Consider the following 22,998-nt stretch of genomic DNA (forward strand, 5'->3'; position numbering starts at 1 on the left):
AAGGGGCTGATCAGGGGATCAGGGGAAGGACAGCGAGGCATGGAAGACCTGGGGGCCGACGACCCTCGTTGGATCGGCGAGTACCGGCTGATCCGCCGGCTGGGAGCGGGGGGCATGGGACGGGTGTTCCTGGCCCACTCGCCGCGCGGCCGTACGGTAGCGGTCAAACTCGTACAGACCGAACTCGCGCAGCAGGCCGAATTCCGGCGCCGCTTCAAGCAGGAGGTGCGGGCCGCGCAGCGGGTGGGCGGTGAGTGGACCGCGCCCGTGCTCGACGCGGACACCGAGGCCGCCACCCCTTGGGTCGCCACGGGCTATATCGCCGGGCCCTCACTGCACGCGATCGTGACCGAGTCGGGCCCCCTGCCCGAGCGGTCCGTGCGCATCCTGGGCAACGGCCTGACCCGCGCGCTCCAGTCCATCCACGGCGCGAACCTGATCCACCGCGATCTGAAGCCCTCCAACGTCATGATCACGATCGACGGGCCCCGCGTCATCGACTTCGGCATCGCGCGGGCCCTGGAGACCATCACCGACGGCGTCCTCACCCGCAGCGGCGCCGTGGTCGGCTCCCCCGGCTTCATGTCGCCCGAGCAGGTGCGCGGCGAGCGGGTCAGCCCGTCCAGCGATGTGTTCTGCCTCGGGTCGGTGCTCGCGTTCGCGGCCATCGGCCGCCAGCCCTTCGGCACCACCGACAGCGGGGTGCACGCGGTGATGTACCGCATCGCGCAGGAGGAGCCCGATCTTCAGGGGCTGCCCGATGGGCTGCGGGAGCTGGTCACCGACTGTCTGCGCAAGGACCCGGCCGCCCGGCCGACCCTGGAGCAGCTGCTGGAGCGCACGGCCGAGCCCGAGGGGGCCGACGGCGCCGACGAGCCCTGGCTGCCGGGCAGCCTCGTCGCCCAGCTCGGGCGCCACGCCGTACAGCTGCTGGACGCGGAGACCCCCGCCTCGCCGCTGTCGCCCGGCGTGCCCGCGCCGCCGACCATACCGCCGGCCGGCCCGCCCGCCTTCCCGCCGGCCAAGCCGACGGTCCCGGCTCCCCCGGCCACGCCGCCCACGGCGTCGCTGTCCGCCACGTCGTTCCCGCTGGCGCCTGCGGAGCCGCCGACGCCCCCGCCGCCGACCAACCCGCCGCCGGCCGGCGCGCCCGCGCAGGCGGCCCCGCCCGCGGCCCCCGCCACTCCCCCGGCCGTTCCCCCCGCGATGCCCGCCGCCTCGCCGGTGGCGCCCGCAGCCGCGGCCCCGCAGACGCCTCAGCCGCCCGCCGTCCCGCCGCAGGCCGAAGCGCCCGCCGCGAGCCCGGTGCCCGAGCCGCGGGCGGAGAACGCCGCCGCGCCGCAGGCCCCCGAACCGGCCGCGCCCGCCGAGCCGGCGCAGACCGCGGGTCCGGGCGCGGCACCGGGTGCGGCACCTGCGCCCACGCCGCCGCAGGGATTCGGGCCGCCGGAGGTCACCTCCTTCGACGCCACGCCCAACACGCCCCCCGCGGGCCTCGGCGCCATGGGCCCGGGCGGCCCCGGCGGACTCCAAGGTCCCGGCGGCCCCGGCGGGCCGTTCGCGCCCGCCCCCGCGCCCACACCCCCGCCCGCGAAGCGCAACAGGCGCAAGCCGGTCATCATCGCCTCCGCAGCCGCCGCGACCCTGATCATCGCGGGCGCGGCCGCCTTCGCCTACGTCGCCTTCAACGACGACGACAAGAAGGACAAGCCGGACTACAGCAAGATGACCCACACGCCCCCGGCCAACTCCAAGACCACGCCGCCGACATCGCCGTCCGAGGACGACTCGTCCTCGCCCGAGCCGTCCTCGACGGGCCTGAACAACGGCGGCGACGTCCCCGATGACTACCTGGGCGCCTGGGAAGGCCAGATCATGGACGGTGACACGGCCACCGGGAAGATCCGCCGCATCGTCATCTCCCAGGGCGCGATCGGCTCGAAGACCATCGAGACCTTCACCGCCGCCTCCGACTCCTTCTGCTCGAGCAAGGCGACCCTCAAGGACGTCAAGAGCCTTCTGGTCATCGAGGACGAAGAAGTGAACACCAGCATCCCCTCGGCCAATTGCAGCGCCGTCGGGGAACAGACCCTGAAGCTGGGCAACGACGGCTCCATCGCCTGGAACAACTCGGACGGCTCCTCGTCCGCCACGCTGCGCCCCTCGAAGTCCGGTGACAGCCCCATCCCCGACAAGTACCTGGGCACCTGGCTGGCCAAGGACGCGTTCGGGGTGTCCGGCGCCACGTTGAAGATCACCATCAAGCAGGGCGCGATCGGCACGGTGGTCACCAAGGACCTCGGGGAGAGCGAGAGGTACCAGTGCGAGACCAGGCGGATTCTGGTCTCGGTCGACAAGGGACTGGTCCTGAGCCCCGGCGAGGTCGTCGACGAGACCCCGGCGGACTCCTGCCCTTCGAGCGAGATGCTCAGCTTTACCGCCGACGGTTCTGACAAACTCCGTGTGGACTACGACGATCCGAACGACTACAGCGACGAGACTCAGACGCAGACGTTCACTCGCGTAGGCTGATCGCCCGTCAGCCGATGGCCGGTCGTCGGCTGAACGCACACGGACAGGAGCCGTACGGCAATGGAGAACCTCGGGGCCCAGGACCCGCGGTGGATAGGCGAGTACCGGCTGCTCGGCAGGCTGGGCGAGGGCGGGATGGGCCGGGTCTACCTGGCCCGCTCCTCCCGCGGCCGCACCGTCGCCGTAAAGCTGGTGAAGGCCGAACTCGCCCGACACACGGACTTCCGCAGCCGCTTCCGGCGTGAGGTCGCGGCCGCGAGACGGGTCGGCGGGCAGTGGACCGCCCCCGTACTGGACGCCGACACCGAGGCCCAGGTGCCCTGGGTGGCCACCGGCTACATCGGCGGTCCTTCCCTGCACGACGTCGTCGCCGAGCAGTTCGGCGCGCTGCCCGAGCAGTCCGTACAGACCCTCGCCCGCGGGCTGGCCCTCGCGCTCCGCGACATCCACGGGGCCGGGCTGATCCACCGGGATCTCAAGCCGTCCAACATCCTCATCACCATCGACGGGCCGCGCGTCATCGACTTCGGCATCGCGCGGGCCCTGGAGACCATCGCCGGCGTGGGCACCAACCTGACGGTGGCGGGCGCGGTCGTCGGCTCGCCCGGCTTCATGTCGCCCGAGCAGGTGCGCGGCGAGGCCGTGACCACCGCGAGCGATGTCTTCTGCCTCGGCTCGGTGGTGGCCTTCGCCGCCACCGGCCGTCAGCCGTTCGGCAATGTGACCAGCGGGGTGCACGCCCTGCTGTACCGAATAGCCCAGGAGGAGCCCGACCTCCAGGGGCTGCCCGAGGGACTGCGCGAGCTGGTCGTCGGCTGTCTGCACAAGGACCCGGACGCCCGGTTCTCGATCGACGACGTGCTCGCGCGCACCGAACCGGCCGGGCAGGCGGCCACCGGCCCCTGGCTGCCGGGCGAGCTGCTCGCCAAGCTCGGGCGGGACGCGCTACAGCTGCTGGAGATGGAGGCAGACTCCGACTCCGAAGCAGACTCGGACACCGCCAACCTGCGGACGGGCGGCATGGTGGCCGTCGCGCCGCACACCCCCGGCGGCCACGTCGGCTACGCCACGCCCCCCGCGCCCGGAGCGCCCGGGACACCACCCGGCGCCTTCACCCCGCCCGCCGCCCACCCCGGTTACCCGATGGCCGGCGCGGCCGGGCAGCCCTGGCCGAGCGCCCACCACCAGTTCCCGGGCCGCATCGGCGCCCCGCCCGCCCGGTCGCTGCGCACCTCGCGCGGCCTGAGCACGACCATGAAGTGGCTGCTCGGCGCCTTCGCGCTGCTGTCCATCGCCCATCTGGGCCTGAACGGCACGCTGTTCGGCGCGTACGACGACTCTCTGAACGGCGTCGACACCAGGGCCGATATCGACGAGGCCAGGAACGCCCTGGACCTCCTCGAGATCTTCACCGGGGTGCTGGGGATCACGCTCATCGTGCTGTTCCCGGTGTGGTTCCGGCACGTGTACCTCAACGCCACGTTCCTCGCGCCCGGCCGCCAGCGGTACGGCAGCGGCCTCGCGGCCGGCTCGTGGTTCCTCCCGGTCGCCCAGCTGTGGATCCCCAAGCAGATCGCCAACGACATCTGGATCTCCAGCACGCCCCCCAACACCCGGCCCGCCTCCCGCGCGGTGCTGAACTGGTGGTGGGCGCTGTTCGTGACGATGTGCTTCAGCACCGTCTTCCAGGAGGCGGCGGAGGGCCTGGCCAGTTCGACCGAGCGGAAGATGGTGTCCGTCGGCCTGGGCATCATCGACGATGTGGCCTCCGCGCCCGCGGCTGTGCTGGCGCTGATGGTGGTGGCCCGCGTCACGAAGATGCAGCAGCCGCAGCGCTGGCAGCCGGAGGGAGGGGGCTTCGGGCCTCCCGCGATGCGCTGAGTGGTGTCCGGAGGAATGTTTCCCCTCCCCGCCCCTTTCCAGCCCCTGTCGATATGCGGCTCCGCCGCGTGAGGGGCTCCGCCCCAGCCCCCGGCGCCCCCGCGGCTCCTACGCCACCTGCGGGCGAGCTGGCGCCCGGCCGCGCGGGCGAAGCCTGCGGCGCCCCCGGGGCTACCGGCCCCTTCCCACGTCATCGACGTGCGGCACCCCCGCAGGAGCGCCCCGCCCCGGACCCGGGGGTCCGGGGGCAACGCCCCGCGGCGCGGGCTCAGGTCCGGGGGCTCTGGGCCCCCGGACGGTCACAGGAACGAGTTGATCTGGATCGTCTCGTCACGGCCCGGCCCGACGCCGATCGCCGAGATCGGCGCGCCCGACATCTCCTCCAGCGCCTGAACGTACTTCTGCGCGTTCTTCGGCAGCTGGTCGAAGGTCTTCGCCTGGGTGATGTCCTCCGACCACCCCGGCAGCGTCTCGTAGATCGGCTTCGCGTGGTGGAAGTCGGTCTGGCTGTACGGCAGCTCGTCGACCCGCTTGCCGTCGATCTCGTACGCGACGCACACCGGGATCCGCTCCCAGCCGGTCAGCACGTCCAGCTTGGTGAGGAAGAAGTCGGTCAGGCCGTTGACCCGGGTCGCGTAGCGCGCGATGACCGCGTCGAACCAGCCGCAGCGCCGGTCACGGCCGGTCGTCACGCCCCGCTCGCCGCCGATCGTGCGCAGCTTGTCGCCGTCCTCGTCGAAGAGCTCGGTCGGGAAGGGGCCCGCGCCGACGCGCGTGGTGTAGGCCTTCAGGATCCCGATCACGCGGTTGATCTTCGTCGGGCCGACGCCGGTCCCCGTGCAGGCACCGCCCGCGGTGGGGTTCGAGGAGGTGACGAAGGGATACGTGCCGTGGTCGACGTCGAGCAGCGTGCCCTGGCCGCCCTCGAAGAGGACGACCTGGCCGTCGTCGATGGCGTCGTTGAGGATCAGCGTGGTGTCCGCGACAAAGCCGCGGAGCTGGTCGGCGTAGCCCAGCAGTTCCTCGACGACCTGCTCGACGGCGATGGCGCGCCGGTTGTAGAGCTTCGCCAGGAGCTGGTTCTTGAGGTCGAGGGCCGCCTCGACCTTCTGCCGCAGGATCGACTCGTCGAAGATGTCCTGCACCCGGATGCCGACCCGGTTGATCTTGTCGGCGTACGCCGGGCCGATGCCGCGGCCGGTGGTGCCGATCTTGCGCTTTCCGAGGAAGCGTTCCGACACCTTGTCGAGGGTGGTGTGATACGGAGTGATCAGATGCGCGTTACCACTGATCAGCAGCTTGGACGTGTCGATTCCGCGCGCGTTCAGCCCGCTCAGCTCGGAGAGCAGGACCGCCGGGTCCACGACGACGCCGTTGCCGATGACCGGGGTGCATCCCGGGGAGAGGATTCCGGAAGGGAGGAGGTGCAGCGCGTACTTCTGGTCGCCGACGACGACCGTGTGGCCGGCGTTGTTGCCGCCCTGGTAACGCACCACATAGTCCACCGAGCCGCCGAGCAGGTCGGTGGCCTTTCCCTTGCCTTCATCACCCCACTGAGCACCGAGCAGCACAAGTGCGGGCACAGGCGTACACCCCTTCCGGGCGGGGCATGTCCAACGTGCGTGGTGGCTCGCGCAACCACAAGAGCCGTCGGACCGGTGCCCCGGATAGACGAAGCCCCTGGCGCAACAGCGACAGGGGCTCTTGCACCGAGAGATTACCTGAGGAAGGACCGAGGTGTCGGCTCCAGATCCCTGGCAGATTCCCCCGGACGCCGTCCGGGGCCGCCCCCTGCTCGTGCTCATCGACCCCACCGCCCGGCGAACGGACGGGGAGTCGGTGCGGATCGCGAAAGATGTGTTGTGTGCGGGCGCCGCAGCGAAAATCTGCCTGCCGGACGGGCCCGACGAGGTCGAGCGGGCGCTCGCCCGCCGCGGCAGCCGCCGCCCCGTGGTCGTCGGTGACCACCGGGCCCTGCTGCGGACCGTGGAGCTGCTGCACCGCAAGCGGCAGCTGGCGGACGCGGCGCTGTCGATGGTGCCGGTGGGCGGCTCGGCGACGCTGGCGCTGGCCCGCGCCCTGGGGCTGCCCACGGACGCGGTGAGCGCGGCGCGCACGGCGCTGGACGGCTCCGCGCACCGGCGGGATCTGCTGGTCGACGAGAGCGGCGGGGTGGTCCTCGGGGGCTTGAGGATCTCCGGCGAGGACGCCACCGCGTACGGGGCCGGGGCCGGGGCCGAGGTCGGCGGGTGCGGCTTCGCGCCGTACGACGCGGCGTACGAGGCTCAGAACCGGGAGGCGCAGGACGAGGCGCAGGACGGCGCGCCGGACGGCGACAGCGGGCTCGACGGCGACGGGCCCGACGGCAAGAGGCCCGGGCGCGACCTGGGGCACGGCGCGCCGGGCGGCCATCAGCCGTGGTGGACCCCGGCGGCCCGCACCGCGCGCTCCGCGCTGACGCTGCTGTCGCTGCCCGGCGGCATCGGCCTGGGCGGCTCCCGGCGGCGCGTACGGCCGCCCGCGCAGCGGCTGCGGGTGGAGGCGGACGGCGTGCTGCTGGCCGATCTGGACCGGCCGGTCGAGCGGGTCTCGGTGTCCACGGGCACCGCGGGCGGCGGCCTGGCCGAGGTCGTGATCCACGCGCGCGCCGGTGCCGGTCCGGTCCGCGCGCGGGCCCGGGCGATCACCGTCTCGGGCCCGGACTTCCGCTACCGCGCGGACACCCTGGCCCGCGGCCCGGTGCGCACCCGCACCTGGACGGTTCTCACCGAGGCCTGGCATCTGATGCTCCCCCGAGGAGGCTGAGCAGGGGGTGTCCGGCTTAAGGCGCGCTGTTGTTCCGCTGCTCCCCCACATGGAAGCGGGCCCGCCAGCGCGCCAGCATGTCGAGCAGCTCCGCCTGCATGAACTCGTAGAACTCCGCGGTCCTGATCGCCCGCGCCCCCGCCGGGGTGTCCGGGCCGAGGACCTTCGCGCCGTCCTGCATCGTGCGCTGCCAGCGTTCGAGGATGTGGTCGCGCTTGGACACGGCCTCGTACCAGACCTCGTTGTACAGGCGGTACTGGTCGCGCCGCGAGCCCGGCTCCCGCTCGCGGGTGATCAGGTTCACCTGGGCGAGGTAGCGGACGGCGCCGGAGACGGCGGCCGGGCTGATCTGGAGCCGCTCGGCGATCTCGGCGGCGGAGAGCTTGCCGGAGTCGGAGGCGAGAAGCACGGCGAAGACCCGGGCGCCCATCCGCTGCATCCCGGACTCGGTCATGTCCGCGGCGAACCGCTCGACGAACTGCGCCACCGCCTCTTCGTCGCGCGCGAAATCGTCGTCCGCGCCTTTGTGCGCGCCCTCCTGCCGCGTCACCTCCGTCACCACCTCATCATCTCCCCTCGCCGCTTGTTCAATATCAGTTTATACGCTTCCCTAACTTCACAATTTTGTGAAACTAGCGTAGCTTCTGAAGCATGACAACGGCAATCTCCACCTCCGGCCTCCACAAGTCATTCGGCCGAACCCATGCGCTGGACGGCCTCGACCTGGAGGTCGAGACAGGCGAAGTCCATGGCTTCCTCGGGCCGAACGGAGCCGGGAAGTCCACCACCATCCGCGTCCTGCTCGGCCTGCTGCGGGCCGACGGCGGAGCGGTCCAGGTCCTCGGCAAGGACCCCTGGCACGATGCGGTCGAGCTGCACCGCCGCATCGCGTACGTACCCGGCGACGTCACCCTGTGGCGCAACCTCAGCGGCGGCGAGGTCATCGACCTGTACGGGCGGCTGCGCGGCGGTCTCGACCAGGACCGGCGGGCAGAGCTGCTGGAGCGGTTCGAGCTCGACCCCACCAAGAAGGGACGCACCTACTCCAAGGGCAACCGGCAGAAGGTCGCGCTGGTCGCCGCCTTCGCCTCGGACGTCGATGTGCTGATCCTGGACGAGCCGACCTCCGGGCTCGACCCGCTCATGGAGGAGGTCTTCCGCGACTGCGTGATCGAGGAGCGGGACCGGGGCCGCACGGTGCTGCTGTCCAGCCACATCCTCAGCGAGGTCGAGGCGCTGTGCGAGCGGGTCAGCATCATCCGCAAGGGCCGCACCGTCGAGACCGGCTCGCTCGCCGAGCTCCGCCACCTCACCCGCACCTCCGTCACCGCCGAGCTGGTCGGCCCGCCCAACGGCCTGTCCGGCCTCCCCGGCATCCACGACCTCGACGTCCAGGGCAAGCGCGTCAAGCTCCAGGTCGAGACCGACAAGCTGGACGCCGTGCTGCGGCAGCTCAGCGAGTCGGGCGTGCGCAGCCTGACCAGCACCCCGCCCACCCTTGAAGAGCTGTTCCTGCGCCACTACCAGGACGACATCCGCGAAGAGGCAGAGGTGGCCGCCCGATGACCGCCGTAGCGGACACCCGCGCCACGACCCCGGAGCGCACCGGCTCCCGCGACCTGGCCGGCACCGGCACGCTGCTGCGGCTCGCGCTGCGCCGCGACCGGGTCATGATCCCGGTGTGGGTGCTGGCCATCGGCATGACCGGCAGCAGCGCCCTCGGCCGGCTCAAGAGCACGTACGAGACGGCCGCCGACCGGGCCAAGGTCGTGCAGGACATGAACGGCAACGGCTCGATGCGGTCGATGCTCGGCGTCGCGTTCGGCGACTCGTACGGCGCGCTCTCCGCCTGGCGCGTGGGCGTCTTCCTCGCCGCGTTCGCCGGGATCATGAGTGTGCTCCTGGTGATCCGGCACACCCGCGAGGAGGAGGAGTCGGGCCGCCAGGAGGCGCTGTCGGCCGGCATGGTCGGCCGCCGCGCCGGCCTGACCTCCGCCCTGCTCACCATGGGCATCGCCAACGCCGCCATCGCCCTGCTGATCACGGCCACGCTCGCGGGCGAGGGCAGCGGTGGCGCGCTCGCCTACGGCCTGGCCGTCGGCCTCACCGGCCTGGCCTTCGGCGGGCTGGCCGCCATCGCCGCCCAGGTCACCGAGAACGCGCGACTGGCCAGGGGTCTGGCCGCCGGTGCCGTCGGCATCGCGTACATGCTGCGCCTGCTGGGCGACGCGGCCCAGGACGGGTCGAAGGGCTCCGGCCATGTGCTGGTGTGGCTCTCGCCGATCGGCTGGGCGGAGTACACGCGGCCGTTCGCGAACGAGCGGTGGTGGGTGCTGCTGCTGCTGGCCGCCTTCACGGCCGTCTCGTTCGCCGTCGCCTACTCCCTCGCGGGCCGCCGCGACATCGGCGCCGGCTTCTTCGCGTCCCGCCCCGGCCCCGCCTCCGCCGGCCGCTCCCTCCAGGGCCCGTACGGCCTGGCCTGGCGCCTCCAGCGCGGCACCCTGATCGGCTGGGGTATCGGCATCGCCCTCTCCGCCGCCGGGCTCGGCGGCGCCGCCAACGGCGCCGACAGCATCATCGGAGACAGCCAGAAGAACCGCGACCTCATCGAGCGCCTGGGCGGGGCGCAGAACCTGAACGACGCCTTCCTCGCCGCCATGGTCACCGTCCTCGGCGTGGTCCTCACGGTCCACACCGTCAGTGCGGTGCTGCGGCTGCGCAGCGAGGAGACCGACCAGCGCGCGGAACCACTGCTGGCCAACGCCGTCAGCCGACTGCGGTGGGCCGCGAGCCACCTCGTCATCGCCTATCTCGGCCCGGTCGCCGTCCTCGCCGCCGGCGGGCTGACGATGGGCCTGGTCTACGGAGCCGCGTCCGACGACCTGGGCGGCGAGCTGCCGCGCGTCCTGGGTGCCATGCTCGCCCAGGTCCCGGCGGTGTGGGTGGTCACCAGCCTGGTGGTCTTCCTCTTCGGCCTGCTGCCCAACTACACCGCGTCCCTCGGCTGGGCCGTGGTCGGGGTGGTCGTCGCCATCGGCTGGCTCGGCCCGGCGCTCGACGCGCCCCAGCCCGTGCTGAACCTCTCGCCCTTCAGCCATCTGCCCAAGCTCCCGGGCGAGAGCCTGTCGGCGGCGCCCTTCCTGTGGCTCCTCCTCCTGTCGGCCGTCCTGACGGTCGCGGGGCTGGTGGGGCTGCGGCGCCGCGACATGACCAACTGACGCCTCCCGTCAAGCCGGAACCCCCGCCGTCGTCCACACCCTGTGGACAACGGCGGGGGTTCCGGGCATCCGGCGCGGGCTCAGACCTCGACCAGCAGCTCCCGCAGCCCCCGGATCACAAACCCGGGGTTCCACCGCGGCTCCTCGACCAGCCGCAGCCCGGGCGCCTTCCGCAGCAACGCGCCGAACGACGCGGCGAGTTCGAGACGAGCCAGGGGCGCGCCCAGGCAGTAGTGGATGCCGCCGCCGAAGCTGAAGTGGGGGTTGTCCGTACGGGACAGATCGAGGCGGTCGGGGTCCGTGAAGCGCGCCGAGTCGCGGTTGGCCGACCCGAAGAGCATCGCCACCTCGCTGCCGCGCGGGATGACCGTCCCGCCGACCTCGATGTCGTCCAGCACCCACCGCTCGAACAGCTGCAACGGCGTGTCGTAGCGCAGCAGTTCGTCGACCGCGGTGGGCAGCAGCGCGTCGGGGTCGGACCGCAGGAGCGCGAGCTGGCCGGGGTTGCGGAAGAGGGACAGCCAGCCGTTGCCCGTGGAGTTGACCGTGGCCTCGTGGCCGGCGTTCAGCAGCAGCACACAGGTGGAAATCATCTCCTGCTCGGACAGCCGGTCCCCCTCGTCGTACGCCGCGACCAGCCCGCTGATCAGGTCCTCGCCCGGGTCCCGGCGGCGGGCGGCGATCAGCTCGCGCAGATACGCGGAGAACTCGACGGAGGCGCGGACCGCGCGCCGCGCGGTCTCCTCGCCCGGGTTGAGCTCGAACATCCCGCAGATGTCCGCCGACCAGGGGCGCAGCGGCGCGCGGTCGGCGGGCGGAATGCCCAGCATCTCGGCGATGACGGCCACCGGCAGCGGCTCGGCCACCGCCGCCACCAGGTCGCCGCCGCCCTCGGCGACGAACGATTCGACCAGCTCGTCCGCCAGCCGCGCGACGGTCGGCGCGAGCCGCTCGACCATGCGCGGCGTGAACGCCTTGGACACCAGCCGGCGCAGCCGGGTGTGGTCCGGCGGCTCCAGGTCCAGCATGCCGTGGCCGTTGAGGGTGTGGAACGGCTCGTGCTCGGGCGGCGGGGCGGTGCGGCCGAACTCCTCGTGGCTGAAGCGGTGCAGATAGGTGCGGCCGAGGCGGCGGTCGCGCAGCAGGGCCCGGACGTCCTCGTAGTGCGGGATCAGCCACTGCCGGGACGGTTCGAAGTAGTGCGCGCGGCCCCCCGCGCGCAGCGCCGCGTACCCCGGATAGGGATCGGCGACGAACGACGGCTCCCACGGGTCGAAGGAGGCCGGGGCGGGTGCTGCGCTGCTGCTCATACTCGGACGCTACTTCTCTCTCGTTCTGCGGGCCGCATGGGCGATCTCCTCGGCGACCGTGCGCGCGGCGGGGGCGGTGGGGTCGATCAGCGGGAAGTGCCCTGCCGAGGCGAGCCGCACCAGCCGGACCGGCTGCCCCGCGCCGCGCGCGGCCCCCGCGAACGCCTCGGCGACCCGCGGCGGGACGTCGATATCGGTGGCGCCCTGCACGACGGTGGTGGGGACGGCGGTGGGGAGCAGCGCGGCGGGGTCGGCCAGCGGCAGCCGCTCCGGGTGGTGCGCCTCGCCGTCGAGGAACTGGTCGACGGCGTCGGAGCACACCCGCAGCTCGCGCGCCGTGGCGAAGTCCGCGATGGGGGCGAGGGCGACCACGCCGCACACGGGGGGAGGCGCGGGGAGATGCCAGGGGCAGTCCGGCGGCAGGACATGGCGGGCCGCCGCCCACAGCGCGGCGTGCCCGCCCGCGGAGTGCCCGGCGAGCACGACCCGCGCCGGGTCCACGGGCAGCGCCAGGCCCCGCGCGAGCCCCGGCACGGTGTCCACGGCGGCCGCGATGTCGTCCAGCGTCTCCGGCCACCGCCCGGCGTGGTGCTCTTGTCCCCCGCCCCGGCGGTACTCCACCGATGCCACCACGAACCCGCGCCGCGCGAGATACGCGGCGAACGGCGAGACGTGACGCCGGTCGTACGGGGCGCGCCAGGCGCCGCCGTGGAACAGCAGCACGAGCGGGGCGTGGTGCGGGTCCGCCTCGGACGGAGGGAGATGGAAGTCGACCACCTGGTCCCGGTGGTCGCCGTAGGCGGCGACGCGGTCGGGAGGCACGGTGGCGAGGCCGAAGAGGGACGCCTCCTCGGCCTCGGCGGACGCCTTCGCGGACGCGGCCGGGTCCGGGGCCGGGTTCGCGGCCGGGTCCGCGGCCGGGTCCGGGGCCGGGTCCGGTCGGCCGGTCAACGCCGGCTCCCCCGCCCGTACGGCCGGCCCGTCCCCGGCCGCCCGGGCTCGGCCGCGCAGGGGCGAGAGGCCCCGTGCGAACCCCTCCCGGGACGCCGGGCGAGGGGCCCCGCGCCCTGTCCCCGGACATCGGGGAAATCCCCCGTGCCCGGGCGCGCGCCCGGGGGCCCGGCGGCAACGGCCCGGTGCGGAGCCGCACCGTGCGGGCACCCGGCCAGGCCCCGTCCAGCGGGACGGCGCCCGAGGGTCCGGCGGGCCCACGCGCGGCGCGGCGCGCCGCCCCGCCGAAGGCCGGGGGCGGGCCTACCGGGCTTTCGGCCGACACAACACACGGGCACCGCCCGGCGACAGCCGGAGGAGGGCGCCAGGACGGCGAACCGGGCGCACCTCGTCTGATGCGGCACTAGGCCACCTCCCCCGGCGCCCCCGCCAGCACCGCGGCCAGCACGCGCGCCGCGCGCTCGGTGTCGGCGAAGCCCGTGTAGAGCGGGGTGAAGCCGAAGCGCAGCACGTCGGGGTGGCGGAAGTCGCCCACCACGCCGCGCCGGATGAGCTCGGCCATCACCTCGCCCGCGTCCGCGCAGCGCAGCGCGACCTGGCTGCCGCGCTCCCCGTGCGCGGCGGGGGTGAGGGACTCGACGCGCCCCGCCGGGACGTACGCGCCGACGCAGCGCAGGAAGAAGTCCGTCAGGGCCAGGCTCTTGGCCCGCACGGCGGCCGTCGAGACCCCGTCCCAGACGTCCAGCGCGGCCTCCAGCGCGAGCATGGACAGGATGTCGGGGGTGCCGACACGGCCGCGCAGGGCGCCATCGGCCGGGACGTACGCGGGCGCCATCCCGAAGGGGTCGGCGTGGGAGTTCCAGCCGGGCAGCGGGGAGTCGAAGCGGGGCTGGTGCTCGCACGCGACGTACAGGTAGGCGGGCGAGCCGGGCCCGCCGTTGAGGTACTTGTACGTACAGCCGACCGCGAGGTCGACCCCGTGCTCGTCGAGCCCGACCGGCAGCGCGCCCGCGCTGTGGCACAGGTCCCAGACGACGAGGGCGCCCGCGGCGTGCCCGGCCGCCGTGATGCCGGGCAGGTCGTGGAGGCGGCCGGTGCGGTAGTCGACGTGGTTGACGAGCGCGACGGCGGTGCGCGGGCCGACGGCGGCGGCCATCTCGGCCGCCGGTACGGGCCGCAGGGCGCAGCCGGTCATCCGGGCGGCGGACTCGGCGATATAGCCGTCGGTGGGGAAGGTGGACTCGTCGACGAGGATCTCGTCCCGGGCCACATCTCGCCCCGCTGACCGCCCCTGGGCGATCCGTATGGCGCCGACGAGCGCCTTGAAGACATTCACGCTGGTCGAGTCGCCGACCACCACCTGCCCGGGCGCGGCCCCGACGAGCCGCCCCACGCGGTCGCCGATCCGCTCCGGCGCGGTCCACCAGCCGCTCTCCCCCCAGGAGCGGATGCGCAGCCGCCCCCACTCGCGGGCCACGACATCGGCCAGCCGGGCGGGGACGGCGGCCGGCAGGGCGCCGAGCGAGTTGCCGTCGAGGTAGACCGTGTCGTCGAGGACGAAGTCGGCGCGCTTGGCGCTGAGCTCGTCGGCGGCGTCCAGCTTCGCCGCCTCCTCGGCCAGGGAGGCGGTGGCGGACGCGTTCGGCTCAGACATGGCTGCGCGCCGTCCACAGCTCGGGGAAGACGTTCTTCGTCGCCCGCTTCTCCAGCCAGGCGACCCCCGCCGAGCCGCCCGTGCCGGTCTTGGCCCCCATGGCCCGCCGGGTCGCGACGAGGTGGTCGTTGCGCCAGCGCCACACCAGCTCGGCGACCTCCGTGAGCGCCTCCCCGAGGCGGGCCGGAGCGCTGTCCTCCGGGCCGGAGTAGACCTCCTCCCACACCCGCTCGACCGCGGGGTCCGGCTCGTACCGCCGCGTCGGATCGCGGTCCAGCACGGACTCCGGGACGGCCAGGCCCTGGCGGGCCAGATAGCCCAGCACCTCGTCGTAGAGGCTGGGCTCGGTCAGGGCCTTCTCCAGCTCCGCGTGCACCCGCGGCGCGCCCCGGTGCGGGACGAGCATGGACGCGGACTTCTCGCCGAGCAGGAACTCCAGCCGCCGGTACATCGCGGACTGGAAGCCCGAGCCCTCGCCGAGCGCGGAGCGGTAGGAGTTGAACTGGCCGGGCGTGAGATGCGCGAGCGGCTTCCACGACGCGTTGAGCGATTCGAGCTCGTACGTGGAGCGCTTCAGCGCGGCCAGCGCGGTGGACAGATCGTCCTCGCGCAGCGCCTGCGCGGCGGTGTGCCACTCGTGGACGATGACGGTGAACCACAGCTCCATGACCTGGGTGGTGACCAGGAACACCATCTCTCCGGGGTCCTCGGAGAGCGGGTGCTGGAGGTGGGTGAGCACGGACGCCTGGACGTAGTCCTCATAAGGCGTCGTGCCTTGGAAGTCGAGATTCGGGGCGTCCGGCTCGGCTTCGTACGGGGCAGGCTGATGCGACATCGCTGTCTCCTGAGTCTGCTACCGGGTAGCGGTCCGCCCCTTCCTGATCGGCGTCGGAGCCCCGGTCCCCTCGGGACCCGCCATCGACGGGCCCCGAGCGCATCATGCGTGCCATGCGCACTTATCGCAAGTGCGCTGCCGGGCCTCAGGAGTCCTCAGGAGAGGGTGTCCGCCGCCGTCGGAGAGCTGTCCCGCAGGAACGTCGAGCAGCGCTCGTACTCCTCCTGCTCACCGATGGCCTGGGCGGCGCGGGCCAGCGCGTGCAGCGCACGCAGAAAGCCGCGGTTGGGCTCGTGCTCGAAGGGCACGGGCCCGTGGCCCTTCCAGCCGCTGCGCCGCAGCGCGTCCAGGCCGCGGTGGTACCCGGTGCGGGCGTACGCGTACGACTCGACCACGCGTCCGGCCTCGAAGGCCTCGTCGGCGAGCTGCGCCCAGGCGAGGGAGGAGGCCGGGTACTTCGCCGCGACCTCGGCCGGAGCGGCGCCGGAGGCGAGCAGCTCACGCGGCTCGGGGTCGTCGGGCAGATGGGTCGGGGGCGGTCCCCCGAGCAGATTCTCATGAATGGCCATGGACCCCAGTCTGCCTGGTCCGGGCCCGGGCGGGGGGCGTCCCGGACAGCCGTCCGGCCCTCAGCAGCCCGGGACGCGCCGCGAGGCGTCGCCCGGATCCAGCGGTGGGGCGCCCACGCCGCAGTGGTAGACGCACTCGGGACGGCACGGCCCCGGGGCGCCCTCCTCCGCCGCCGCCGCGGGAGCGCCCGCGGGCCCGGCCGTAGGCCCGGCGGCGGGCGCGGGCTCGACGGCCCCCTGCTCCAGCACATCCGGCCGTACCGTGCACCAGGCCACGACGGCGCCCAGCACCAGCACCCCGGCACAGATCGGCATCGCGCGGTCGAAGGTCGCCTGGAACTGGTGCGCCGACCGGTACGCCTCCGGCCCCATCCCGGCCAGCAGCGGCAGCGCCGCCACCGAGATCAGGCCCGCCGCACGGGCGGCCGCGTTGTTGATGCCGCTGGCCAGACCCGCGCGCTCCACCTCCACCGAGGCCAGCACGGTCGCGGTGAGCGGGGCGACCAGCGTCACCATGCCCAGGCCGAGCACCAGCAGCGCGGGCAGCACATCCCGCCAGTAGACCGCCCCCGGCCCGGCCCGCGTCATCAGCAGCATCCCCACCGCGCACAGCAGCGGCCCGACGGTCAGCGGGATCCGCGGCCCGATACGCCGCCCCAGCTCACCGGCGCGCGCCGACAGCAGCAGCATCAGCACGGTGGTCGGCAGCAGCGCGGTGCCCGCGGCGAGCGCGGAGTAGCCCACCACGACCTGGAGCTGAAGCACGGACAGGAAGAAGAAGCCGCTGAACGCCGCGTACACGCACAGCGTCACCGCGTTGACGGCGGTGAACTGGTGGGACGCGAAGATGTCCAGCGGCAGCATCGCGTCCGACGCACGCCGCCGCTCCACGTACACGAAGGCCACGCCCAGCAGCACGCCCAGGAGGGCCGGCACGATCACGGCGGCCGAGACCCCGGCGACGGGCGCGGCGATCAGCGCGTAGGTCACCCCGCCGAGCGCCAGCGCGCCCAGCGCGGCGCCCAGCACATCGAACCGCCCGTGCGCGCGCGGATTGCGGGACTCGGGGACATGCCGCAGGGCGACCGGCGCGCACACCAGCGCCAACGGCACGTTCAGGAAGAACACCCAGCGCCAGCCCGGCCCGTCCACCAGCCAGCCGCCCACGAACGGCCCGATCGCCGCCCCGACCCCGCCGAACCCGGACCACAGGCCGACCGCCCGCGCCCGGTCGTCCGGGTGGAAGGTCGCCTGGATCAGCGCCAGGGACCCCGGCGTGAGCAGCGCCCCGCCGATGCCCTGGAGCGCGCGGGAGGCGATGAGCACCCCGGCGTTCGGCGCCAGCCCGCACAGGAGGGAGGCGACCGAGAACCACACCACGCCGATGACGAAGACCTTCCGCCGCCCGAATCGGTCCCCCAGCGCCCCGCCCAGCAGGATCAGCCCGGCGAGGGTGAGCATGTAGGCGTTGATGGTCCACTGGAGAACGGCGAGATCGGCGTTCAGGTCGAGGCCGATGTGCGGCAGGGCGACATTGACGACGGTGCTGTCGAGCAGCGCCATCGCCGAGCCCAGCACGGTGGTGAACACGACCCAGCGCCCGGCCGCGGAGGAAAGCCGCATCGTCCCGGCACGCTCCGCCCCCGCCCCGCCCGCCCCGGACGGCGCGGAACCCGAGGGCCTGTGCTCGCGGCGCGGCCCGACACCCGGCCCGGTATCACCCATACCAGGATCCTCCTCGCCCCCGCCCCTCCCCGCCAACCCGAAACCCAAGATCCGGGGGCCGGAGTGCCGGCTCGGGGTCCGGGGCGGAGTCCCGGTTCGGGAAGGGGCGGGGCGGGGAGAAAGCCGCGGGCCCGGCGCCCCCACCGTGGGGGTACCGGGCCCGCAGAAACCGCGTCGCCGCGTTACTTCAGCTTGGTGCCCGTGGAGCGCAGATCCGCACACGCCTTGGTGACGCGCTCGGACATGCCCTTCTCCGCCAGCTTGCCCCAGCTCCGCGGGTCGTACGTCTTCTTGTTGCCGACCTCGCCGTCGACCTTCAGCACACCGTCGTAGTTGCGGAACATGTGGTCCGCGATCGGCCGCGTGAAGGCGTACTGCGTGTCCGTGTCGAGGTTCATCTTCACCACGCCGTTCTCCAGCGCGGTGCGGATCTCGTCCTCCGTGGAGCCGGAGCCGCCGTGGAAGACGAAGTCGAACGGGTCGGCCTTGCCGTACTTCGCGGAGATGCCGTCCTGGAGATCACGCAGCAGCTCCGGGCGCAGCACGACATTGCCCGGCTTGTAGACGCCGTGGACGTTGCCGAAGGAGGCGGCCAGCAGGTAGCGGCCCTTGTCGCCCAGGCCGAGCGCCTCCGCGGTCCGCTCGACGTCCGCGACGGTGGTGTACAGCTCGTCGTTGATCTCGTGCGAGACGCCGTCCTCCTCGCCGCCGGTCGGGGTGATCTCGACCTCGAGGATGATCCGGGCCTTGACGGCCTCGGCGAGCAGCTCCTGCGCGATCCGGAGGTTCTCGTCGAGCTTCTCCGCGGAGCCGTCCCACATGTGGGACTGGAAGAGCGGGTTCCGGCCGGCCGCGACGCGCTCCTGCGAGATCGCGATCAGCGGGCGCACATACCCGTCCAGCTTGTCCTTGGGGCAGTGGTCGGTGTGCAGGGCGATGTTGACCGGGTACTTCTCGGCGACGATGTGCGCGAACTCGGCGAGGGCGACCGCACCGGACACCATGTCCTTGCTGTACTGACCACCCAGGAACTCCGCACCACCGGTGGAGATCTGGACGATGCCGTCGCTCTCCGCCTCGGCGAAGCCGCGCAGCGCGGCGTGCAGAGTCTGCGTCGAGGTCACGTTGATCGCCGGGTAGGCGAACTTGCCTGCCTTCGCCCGGTCGAGCATCTCGTTGTAGATCTCGGGGGATGCGATGGGCATCTGTCCGCTCCTTGTGATGTGCGGGTGTCGGTTCTTGGCCCTGACCTAGGAAAACCGCGGGGGCGACGTCACTGTCACGGCCATCTTCCCAGACTCCGTCCTTTGCTCCACACGGCGCACGGCGGGATGACTCGGACGGGGGGTGGTGGTTTCACGTGAAACCACCACCCCCCGTCATCAAGTGTCCAACGCGGCCGCCCGCAAGCGCGCCTCAGCCGAGGTCGAGGTCGGCCAGCGAGTACGCGTGCAGATAGCGCAGCCCCGCCTCCGCGATCGCCGGCGCGGCCCCGCGCTCGACGATCGTCGCGACCGCCACGACCTCCGCGCCCGCCTCACGCGCCGCCTCGACGGCGGTGAGCGGCGAGCCGCCCGTGGTGGAGGTGTCCTCGACCACCAGCACCCGGCGGCCCTTGATGTCCGGGCCCTCGATCCGGCGCTGCATGCCATGGGTCTTCTGGGCCTTGCGCACGACGAAGGCGTCGAGCCTGCGGCCCCGCGCGGCGGCGACATGCAGCATGGACGCGGCCACCGGGTCGGCGCCGAGCGTGAGCCCGCCCACCGCGTCGAAGTCCAGGTCAGCCGTGGCGTCGAGCATGACCTGGCCGACCAGCGGCGCCGCCTCGGAGTCCAGGGTGATCCGGCGCAGGTCGATGTAGTAGTCGGCCTCCAGCCCGGAGGAGAGGGTCACCTTGCCGTGGACCACGGCCTTGTCCTTGATCTGCTGTAGCAGGGCGTCACGCGCATCGCTCATGGCCACGAGCCTAGACCGCTGTCCCGCCGGCGCCTCACCCGAGCCGTCGCCAGCTCCAGGTCATGGCGATCTCCAGCGGGTCGATGGGGGTGACCAGGCGCGGGAGGGTGTTCAGCCCGTTGGGCGGGCCGGACTGCGGCTCCACGCAGACGGCCTCCGCCTGCTCGTCGTAGACGACGACCCACTCGGTGCGGCTGGCGACCTTGAGCTCCAGCCGGCCGGGCCAGGTGAGCGTGACGTCCACGCCCTGCGACATGCCGAAGCAGTCGTCCCAGGGGCCGGGGCGGGGCTCGATCCGGCGGCCGGTGGGCAGGTGGTTCTCGCCGCGCTCCTCCTGCCAGTCGGGCTGGAAGGAGATCTCCACGGCGGTGCCGGCGCCGTCACCCGGGAGGTTGCGCAGAAACCACGGGTGCCAGCCCGCCTGCGCCGGGAAGGACTCGTCCTCGGTCTCCACGCTCATCGTGGTCGTCAGGGAGTCCGGAGTCAGCTGGAAGGTCTGGGTGACCCGCCCGCGGTACGGCCACGGGTCGGCGAGGTCGTAGGTGAAGGCCGCGGTGGCGGAGTCGGCGCTCACCGTGCGCCAGGCGGTGTCCCGCCCCGTGCCGTGGATCGCGTGCGGCGGCGCGTTCACGGGCAGTTGATGGCTCCGGCCGCCGTTACGGAACTGTCCGTGTTCGACCCGGCCGCACCAGGGCACCATCGGGAACGACCCGAACTTCGGGCCCTGCCGCAGCAGCTCCGTACCGCCGATGCGCAATGAGCCGACGCGGCAGCCGCTGTCGGGCGCGACGGTCAGCTCGACGTCCCCGGCGCTCAGCCGTACGCCGCGGGTATCCGTACTCTCTTCGGTGGTCACGCCCCCGACCTTATGCGCCCGCGCACGCCTCGCTCACCTTCCGCTGCGATCACTTTCCGCGGCGCTCACTTTCTGCGGCGCTCACTTTCTGCGGCGCAGCACCCGGCTGACCACGACGGCGGAGGCGATCACCACTGCGGCGGCGGGCGCGGCCCAGCGCAGTGCAATACCGGAGGACACGGTCTCGGGCGCGGGCACCGGGGCGTAGCGGCCGCGCGGCGGGGCGTGGTCGACCTCCTCCGTGGAGCGGCCGATCATCGTGCGGCGGGCGTGTGCGGCCTCCGCGGGGGGCTCGTCGCCGAGGTCGCCCAGCTCGTCGAGGTCGCTGAGGTCGCCGACCTCGGCCACGTCCTCGATGTCTTCGATGTCCTCGACATCGGCGATGTCATCGATGTCGTCGACGTCGTCGAGATCCCCGACGTCATCGACGGCCACCTCCTCGACGTCGTCGAGCGTGACGACCGGGTCGCTCTCCAGGCCCGCGGCCAGCGCCGCGCCGAAGCGGTCCAGCATCCGGCGGCCGACCGTGGCGGCCGCCTCCTCGTCGAACTCCGCCAGCCGCCCCTCCCTGCGCACGGCCCCGGAGCAGATCAGCGCGGTCCCTCCGGCCACGGCCTTCAGCGCCACGGTCAGCGCGAGCTTCACCGAGCCGCCGCCGCGCGCCTCCGTCCCCTCGCCCTGCGCCTCGAAGTCACCGCCGCGCGCCGCGACCCGCAGCGAGCCGCGGTAGGTGATGGTCGAGCCGCCGATCCGCAGTCGGAGCCGCCCGGCGAGCGGGCCGGCCGTTTCATCGGCGTCCTGCTGGAGCCCGGGAACGCAGCGGGCGACTCGGTCGGACTCCGTGAGCGCCAGCCGGACGGTGTCGACGGGAAACGGAACGAACACCTCATGCTCCATAGCTCAAGACACTACCCATCGCGCCTCCCGTGAGACCCGTTCCCGCGCGACTTTCACCGCGCACCCGCGTGAATTCCGGGCGGCGGGGTCACGGCGCGTACCGCGGGTGCGTCAGCGTCGAGGCGGGCAGCCCCGGCTGCCGCTGGCGAGCCGCCTCCCGCACGCCCGCGCGCAGCGCGTCCGGCGTCAGGGTCCGCGGGCGCGGACCGCGATCGGGCAGGGCCGGCCGGACCGGGGCGCGCCCGGCCAGCACAAAGCCCCAGTCGCCGCCCGGCGGCCGCCCGCCGACCGTGTACGGCGTGGTCCGCAGGCCGACGGAGCGCACCGTCGCCTCGACCGTCCAGTAGGCCCTCGGGTCGGCGCTCAGCGTTCCCGCGTGCACCGCGAGCCGCCCGCCGGGCGTCAGCACGCGCTCGGCCAGCCCGTAGAACTCCTGGGAGTAGAGCTTGGTGCTGGGGGTGACGCCGGGGTCGGGCAGATCGCAGATCACCACGTCGTACGCGCCGGAGGAGCCAGAAGAGTCAGAGGAGCCGGACGGGCCAGGCGAGCGGGGGCCGTCGGCCGGGCCGTAGGGACTTCCCGCCCCGCGCAGCCAGCCGAACGCGTCGGCGGTCACCACCCGCACCCGCGGATCGCGGTAGGCGTGCGCGTTCAGGGAGGTCAGCCCCGGGTCGGTGCGGGCCAGGCGCACCACCTCCGGGTCGAGTTCGACCACGGTGACCGAGCGGACCCCGCCGTACCGCAGCACCTCGCGCGCCGCGAGCCCGTCGCCGCCGCCGAGCACCAGCACATGCCGGTGCGGCCCGGCCATCGCCGGGTGGACCAGCCCCTCGTGGTAGCGGAGCTCGTCGCGCCCGCTGACCCGCAGCCGGCCGTCGAGGAAGAGGGACAGCGGCCGCCCGTCCGCCCCACCGCCGGTCAGCACGATCTCCTGGACGCCGGTCCGCACGGCGACCCGTATGTCCGGCCCGTACACGGCTCGCCGGGTGGCCCGCTCGAAGGCGGGGGTCAGCGCCGCGGCGGCGGCCAGCAGGGCGAGCACCACCACATTGGCCACGACCAGCGTCCACCGCGCCCGCGCGCTCAGATCGCGGCGGAACAGCCACAGCACCAGCGCCCCGCCCGCGACCGCGTTGACCGCGCCGGTCAGCAGCGCGCCGGTGAGCTGGCCGAGCGCGGGCAGCAGCAGAAAGGGGAACGCCAGCCCGCCGACCAGCGCGCCCACGTAGTCCGCCGCGAACAAGTCGGCCACCGCGCCGCCCGCGTCCTGCCGCCGCACCCGCTGGATGAGGGTCATCAGCAGCGGCACCTCGGCGCCGATCAGCACCCCGATCGCCAGCGAGAAGCCGACGAGTGCGGCGCGCGACTGCCCGGACCAGACGAAGCACGCGTACAGCGCCATCGCCGAGCAGCCGCCGACCAGCGCGAGCACCGCCTCGATCGCGCCGAAGCCGACGGCGGCGCGGCAGCGCAGCCGCTTGGCCAGCAGCGAGCCGAGGCCCATGGCGAAGACCATGACGGACAGCACGACGGACGCCTGGGTGACCGAATCGCCCATCAGATAGGAGGCGAGGGCGACCAGTTCGAGCTCGTAGACCAGCCCGCAGGCGGCGCAGACGAAGACGGTGCCGAGCACGAGGAAGCGGCCGAGCCCGGGCGGCACGGGCAGCCGCGCCGGGCGCTCGGGCTCGGGGAGAGGTGGCGCGCTCGGGGTGGCGGGCACCGACGAATCGATCACGAAGGGCACGCTACGTCACACATCACTCACGCTTTGTCACCCACACGGAGGCAATGGCCGCCGCTCATCCG

General features: G+C 73.3%; 18 protein-coding genes. 5 read left to right on the forward strand and 13 right to left on the reverse strand.

The window, feature by feature from the left end; all coding sequences use genetic code 11:
- The first annotated feature begins 39 nt into the window (after positions 1 to 39).
- Both ACH4S9_RS45115 and ACH4S9_RS45120 read left to right on the forward strand, forming a co-directional pair.
- Entirely contained in the window at positions 40 to 2,532 is a 2,493-nt protein-coding gene (locus ACH4S9_RS45115) for a serine/threonine protein kinase (protein ID WP_398377407.1), read from the forward strand.
- 60 nt (positions 2,533 to 2,592) lie between these two features.
- On the forward strand, positions 2,593 to 4,413 hold the full coding sequence (locus ACH4S9_RS45120; protein WP_398377408.1) for a DUF4328 domain-containing protein: 1,821 nt from the start codon (positions 2,593 to 2,595) through the stop codon (positions 4,411 to 4,413).
- Between the two features lie 299 nt (positions 4,414 to 4,712).
- Here the strand turns inward: ACH4S9_RS45120 and ACH4S9_RS45125 are convergent, their stop codons facing one another.
- The gene (locus tag ACH4S9_RS45125) at positions 4,713 to 5,996 is read right to left on the reverse strand and encodes an adenylosuccinate synthase (protein ID WP_311729140.1); all 1,284 of its coding nucleotides are present in this window, start codon (positions 5,994 to 5,996) and stop codon (positions 4,713 to 4,715) included.
- A 154-nt stretch (positions 5,997 to 6,150) separates the two neighbouring features.
- Here ACH4S9_RS45125 and ACH4S9_RS45130 point away from each other — a divergent pair, with 154 nt between their 5' ends.
- Positions 6,151 to 7,218: a hypothetical protein gene (locus ACH4S9_RS45130; protein ID WP_311729141.1), complete on the forward strand. Its 1,068-nt coding sequence runs from the start codon at positions 6,151 to 6,153 to the stop codon at positions 7,216 to 7,218.
- Positions 7,219 to 7,234: 16 nt separating this feature from the next.
- Here ACH4S9_RS45130 and ACH4S9_RS45135 read toward each other — a convergent pair whose 3' ends face one another.
- A complete protein-coding gene (locus ACH4S9_RS45135) occupies positions 7,235 to 7,768 on the reverse strand; it encodes a GbsR/MarR family transcriptional regulator (protein WP_398377431.1) in 534 nt (177 codons plus the stop codon).
- Between the two features lie 101 nt (positions 7,769 to 7,869).
- On the opposite strand from ACH4S9_RS45135, the gene ACH4S9_RS45140 reads away from it, so the two are divergent.
- Positions 7,870 to 8,784, forward strand: coding sequence for an ABC transporter ATP-binding protein (locus tag ACH4S9_RS45140; protein ID WP_361190713.1), 915 nt, complete (start codon positions 7,870 to 7,872; stop codon positions 8,782 to 8,784).
- Positions 8,781 to 10,436 carry an ABC transporter permease gene (locus ACH4S9_RS45145; protein ID WP_361190716.1) on the forward strand — a complete coding sequence of 552 codons (1,656 nt, stop codon included), beginning with the start codon at positions 8,781 to 8,783 and terminating at the stop codon, positions 10,434 to 10,436. Before ACH4S9_RS45140 ends, ACH4S9_RS45145 begins: the two co-directional genes overlap by 4 nt.
- 80 nt (positions 10,437 to 10,516) lie before the next feature.
- On the opposite strand, the gene ACH4S9_RS45150 is transcribed toward ACH4S9_RS45145, so the two are convergent.
- From ACH4S9_RS45150 to ACH4S9_RS45200, 11 genes are all read right to left on the reverse strand, one after another.
- Positions 10,517 to 11,746, reverse strand: a complete 1,230-nt coding sequence (locus ACH4S9_RS45150) for a cytochrome P450 (RefSeq protein WP_398377411.1) — start codon at positions 11,744 to 11,746, stop codon at positions 10,517 to 10,519.
- Positions 11,747 to 11,755: 9 nt separating this feature from the next.
- Positions 11,756 to 12,697, reverse strand: a complete 942-nt coding sequence (locus ACH4S9_RS45155; protein WP_398377412.1) for an alpha/beta hydrolase family protein — start codon at positions 12,695 to 12,697, stop codon at positions 11,756 to 11,758.
- 403 nt (positions 12,698 to 13,100) lie between these two features.
- Positions 13,101 to 14,351 (reverse strand): kynureninase, encoded by a 1,251-nt coding sequence (gene kynU / locus ACH4S9_RS45160; RefSeq protein WP_398377414.1) that lies wholly within the window; start codon positions 14,349 to 14,351, stop codon positions 13,101 to 13,103.
- Positions 14,344 to 15,186 carry a tryptophan 2,3-dioxygenase family protein gene (locus ACH4S9_RS45165; RefSeq protein ID WP_358846905.1) on the reverse strand — a complete coding sequence of 281 codons (843 nt, stop codon included), beginning with the start codon at positions 15,184 to 15,186 and terminating at the stop codon, positions 14,344 to 14,346. Before ACH4S9_RS45165 ends, kynU begins: the two co-directional genes overlap by 8 nt.
- A 155-nt stretch (positions 15,187 to 15,341) precedes the next feature.
- Entirely contained in the window at positions 15,342 to 15,755 is a 414-nt protein-coding gene (locus tag ACH4S9_RS45170) for a DUF3151 domain-containing protein (protein ID WP_311729148.1), read from the reverse strand.
- A gap of 60 nt (positions 15,756 to 15,815) precedes the next feature.
- The gene (locus ACH4S9_RS45175) at positions 15,816 to 17,378 is read right to left on the reverse strand and encodes an MFS transporter (RefSeq protein ID WP_398377433.1); all 1,563 of its coding nucleotides are present in this window, start codon (positions 17,376 to 17,378) and stop codon (positions 15,816 to 15,818) included.
- 284 nt (positions 17,379 to 17,662) lie between these two features.
- Positions 17,663 to 18,685, reverse strand: a complete 1,023-nt coding sequence (gene fbaA, locus ACH4S9_RS45180) for a class II fructose-bisphosphate aldolase (protein ID WP_311729149.1) — start codon at positions 18,683 to 18,685, stop codon at positions 17,663 to 17,665.
- 211 nt (positions 18,686 to 18,896) lie between these two features.
- A complete protein-coding gene (gene pyrE, locus ACH4S9_RS45185) occupies positions 18,897 to 19,436 on the reverse strand; it encodes an orotate phosphoribosyltransferase (RefSeq protein WP_311729150.1) in 540 nt (179 codons plus the stop codon).
- A 34-nt stretch (positions 19,437 to 19,470) separates the two neighbouring features.
- On the reverse strand, positions 19,471 to 20,292 hold the full coding sequence (locus tag ACH4S9_RS45190) for an aldose 1-epimerase (protein ID WP_385351536.1): 822 nt from the start codon (positions 20,290 to 20,292) through the stop codon (positions 19,471 to 19,473).
- Positions 20,293 to 20,373: 81 nt separating this feature from the next.
- Positions 20,374 to 21,189 (reverse strand): SRPBCC domain-containing protein, encoded by an 816-nt coding sequence (locus ACH4S9_RS45195; protein ID WP_398377416.1) that lies wholly within the window; start codon positions 21,187 to 21,189, stop codon positions 20,374 to 20,376.
- An 88-nt stretch (positions 21,190 to 21,277) separates the two neighbouring features.
- Positions 21,278 to 22,927, reverse strand: a complete 1,650-nt coding sequence (locus ACH4S9_RS45200; protein WP_385351542.1) for a polyamine aminopropyltransferase — start codon at positions 22,925 to 22,927, stop codon at positions 21,278 to 21,280.
- Positions 22,928 to 22,998 lie beyond the last annotated feature (71 nt).

It is taken from the genome of Streptomyces sp. NPDC021225, from assembly GCF_044332865.1.
Lineage (GTDB): Bacteria > Actinomycetota > Actinomycetes > Streptomycetales > Streptomycetaceae > Streptomyces.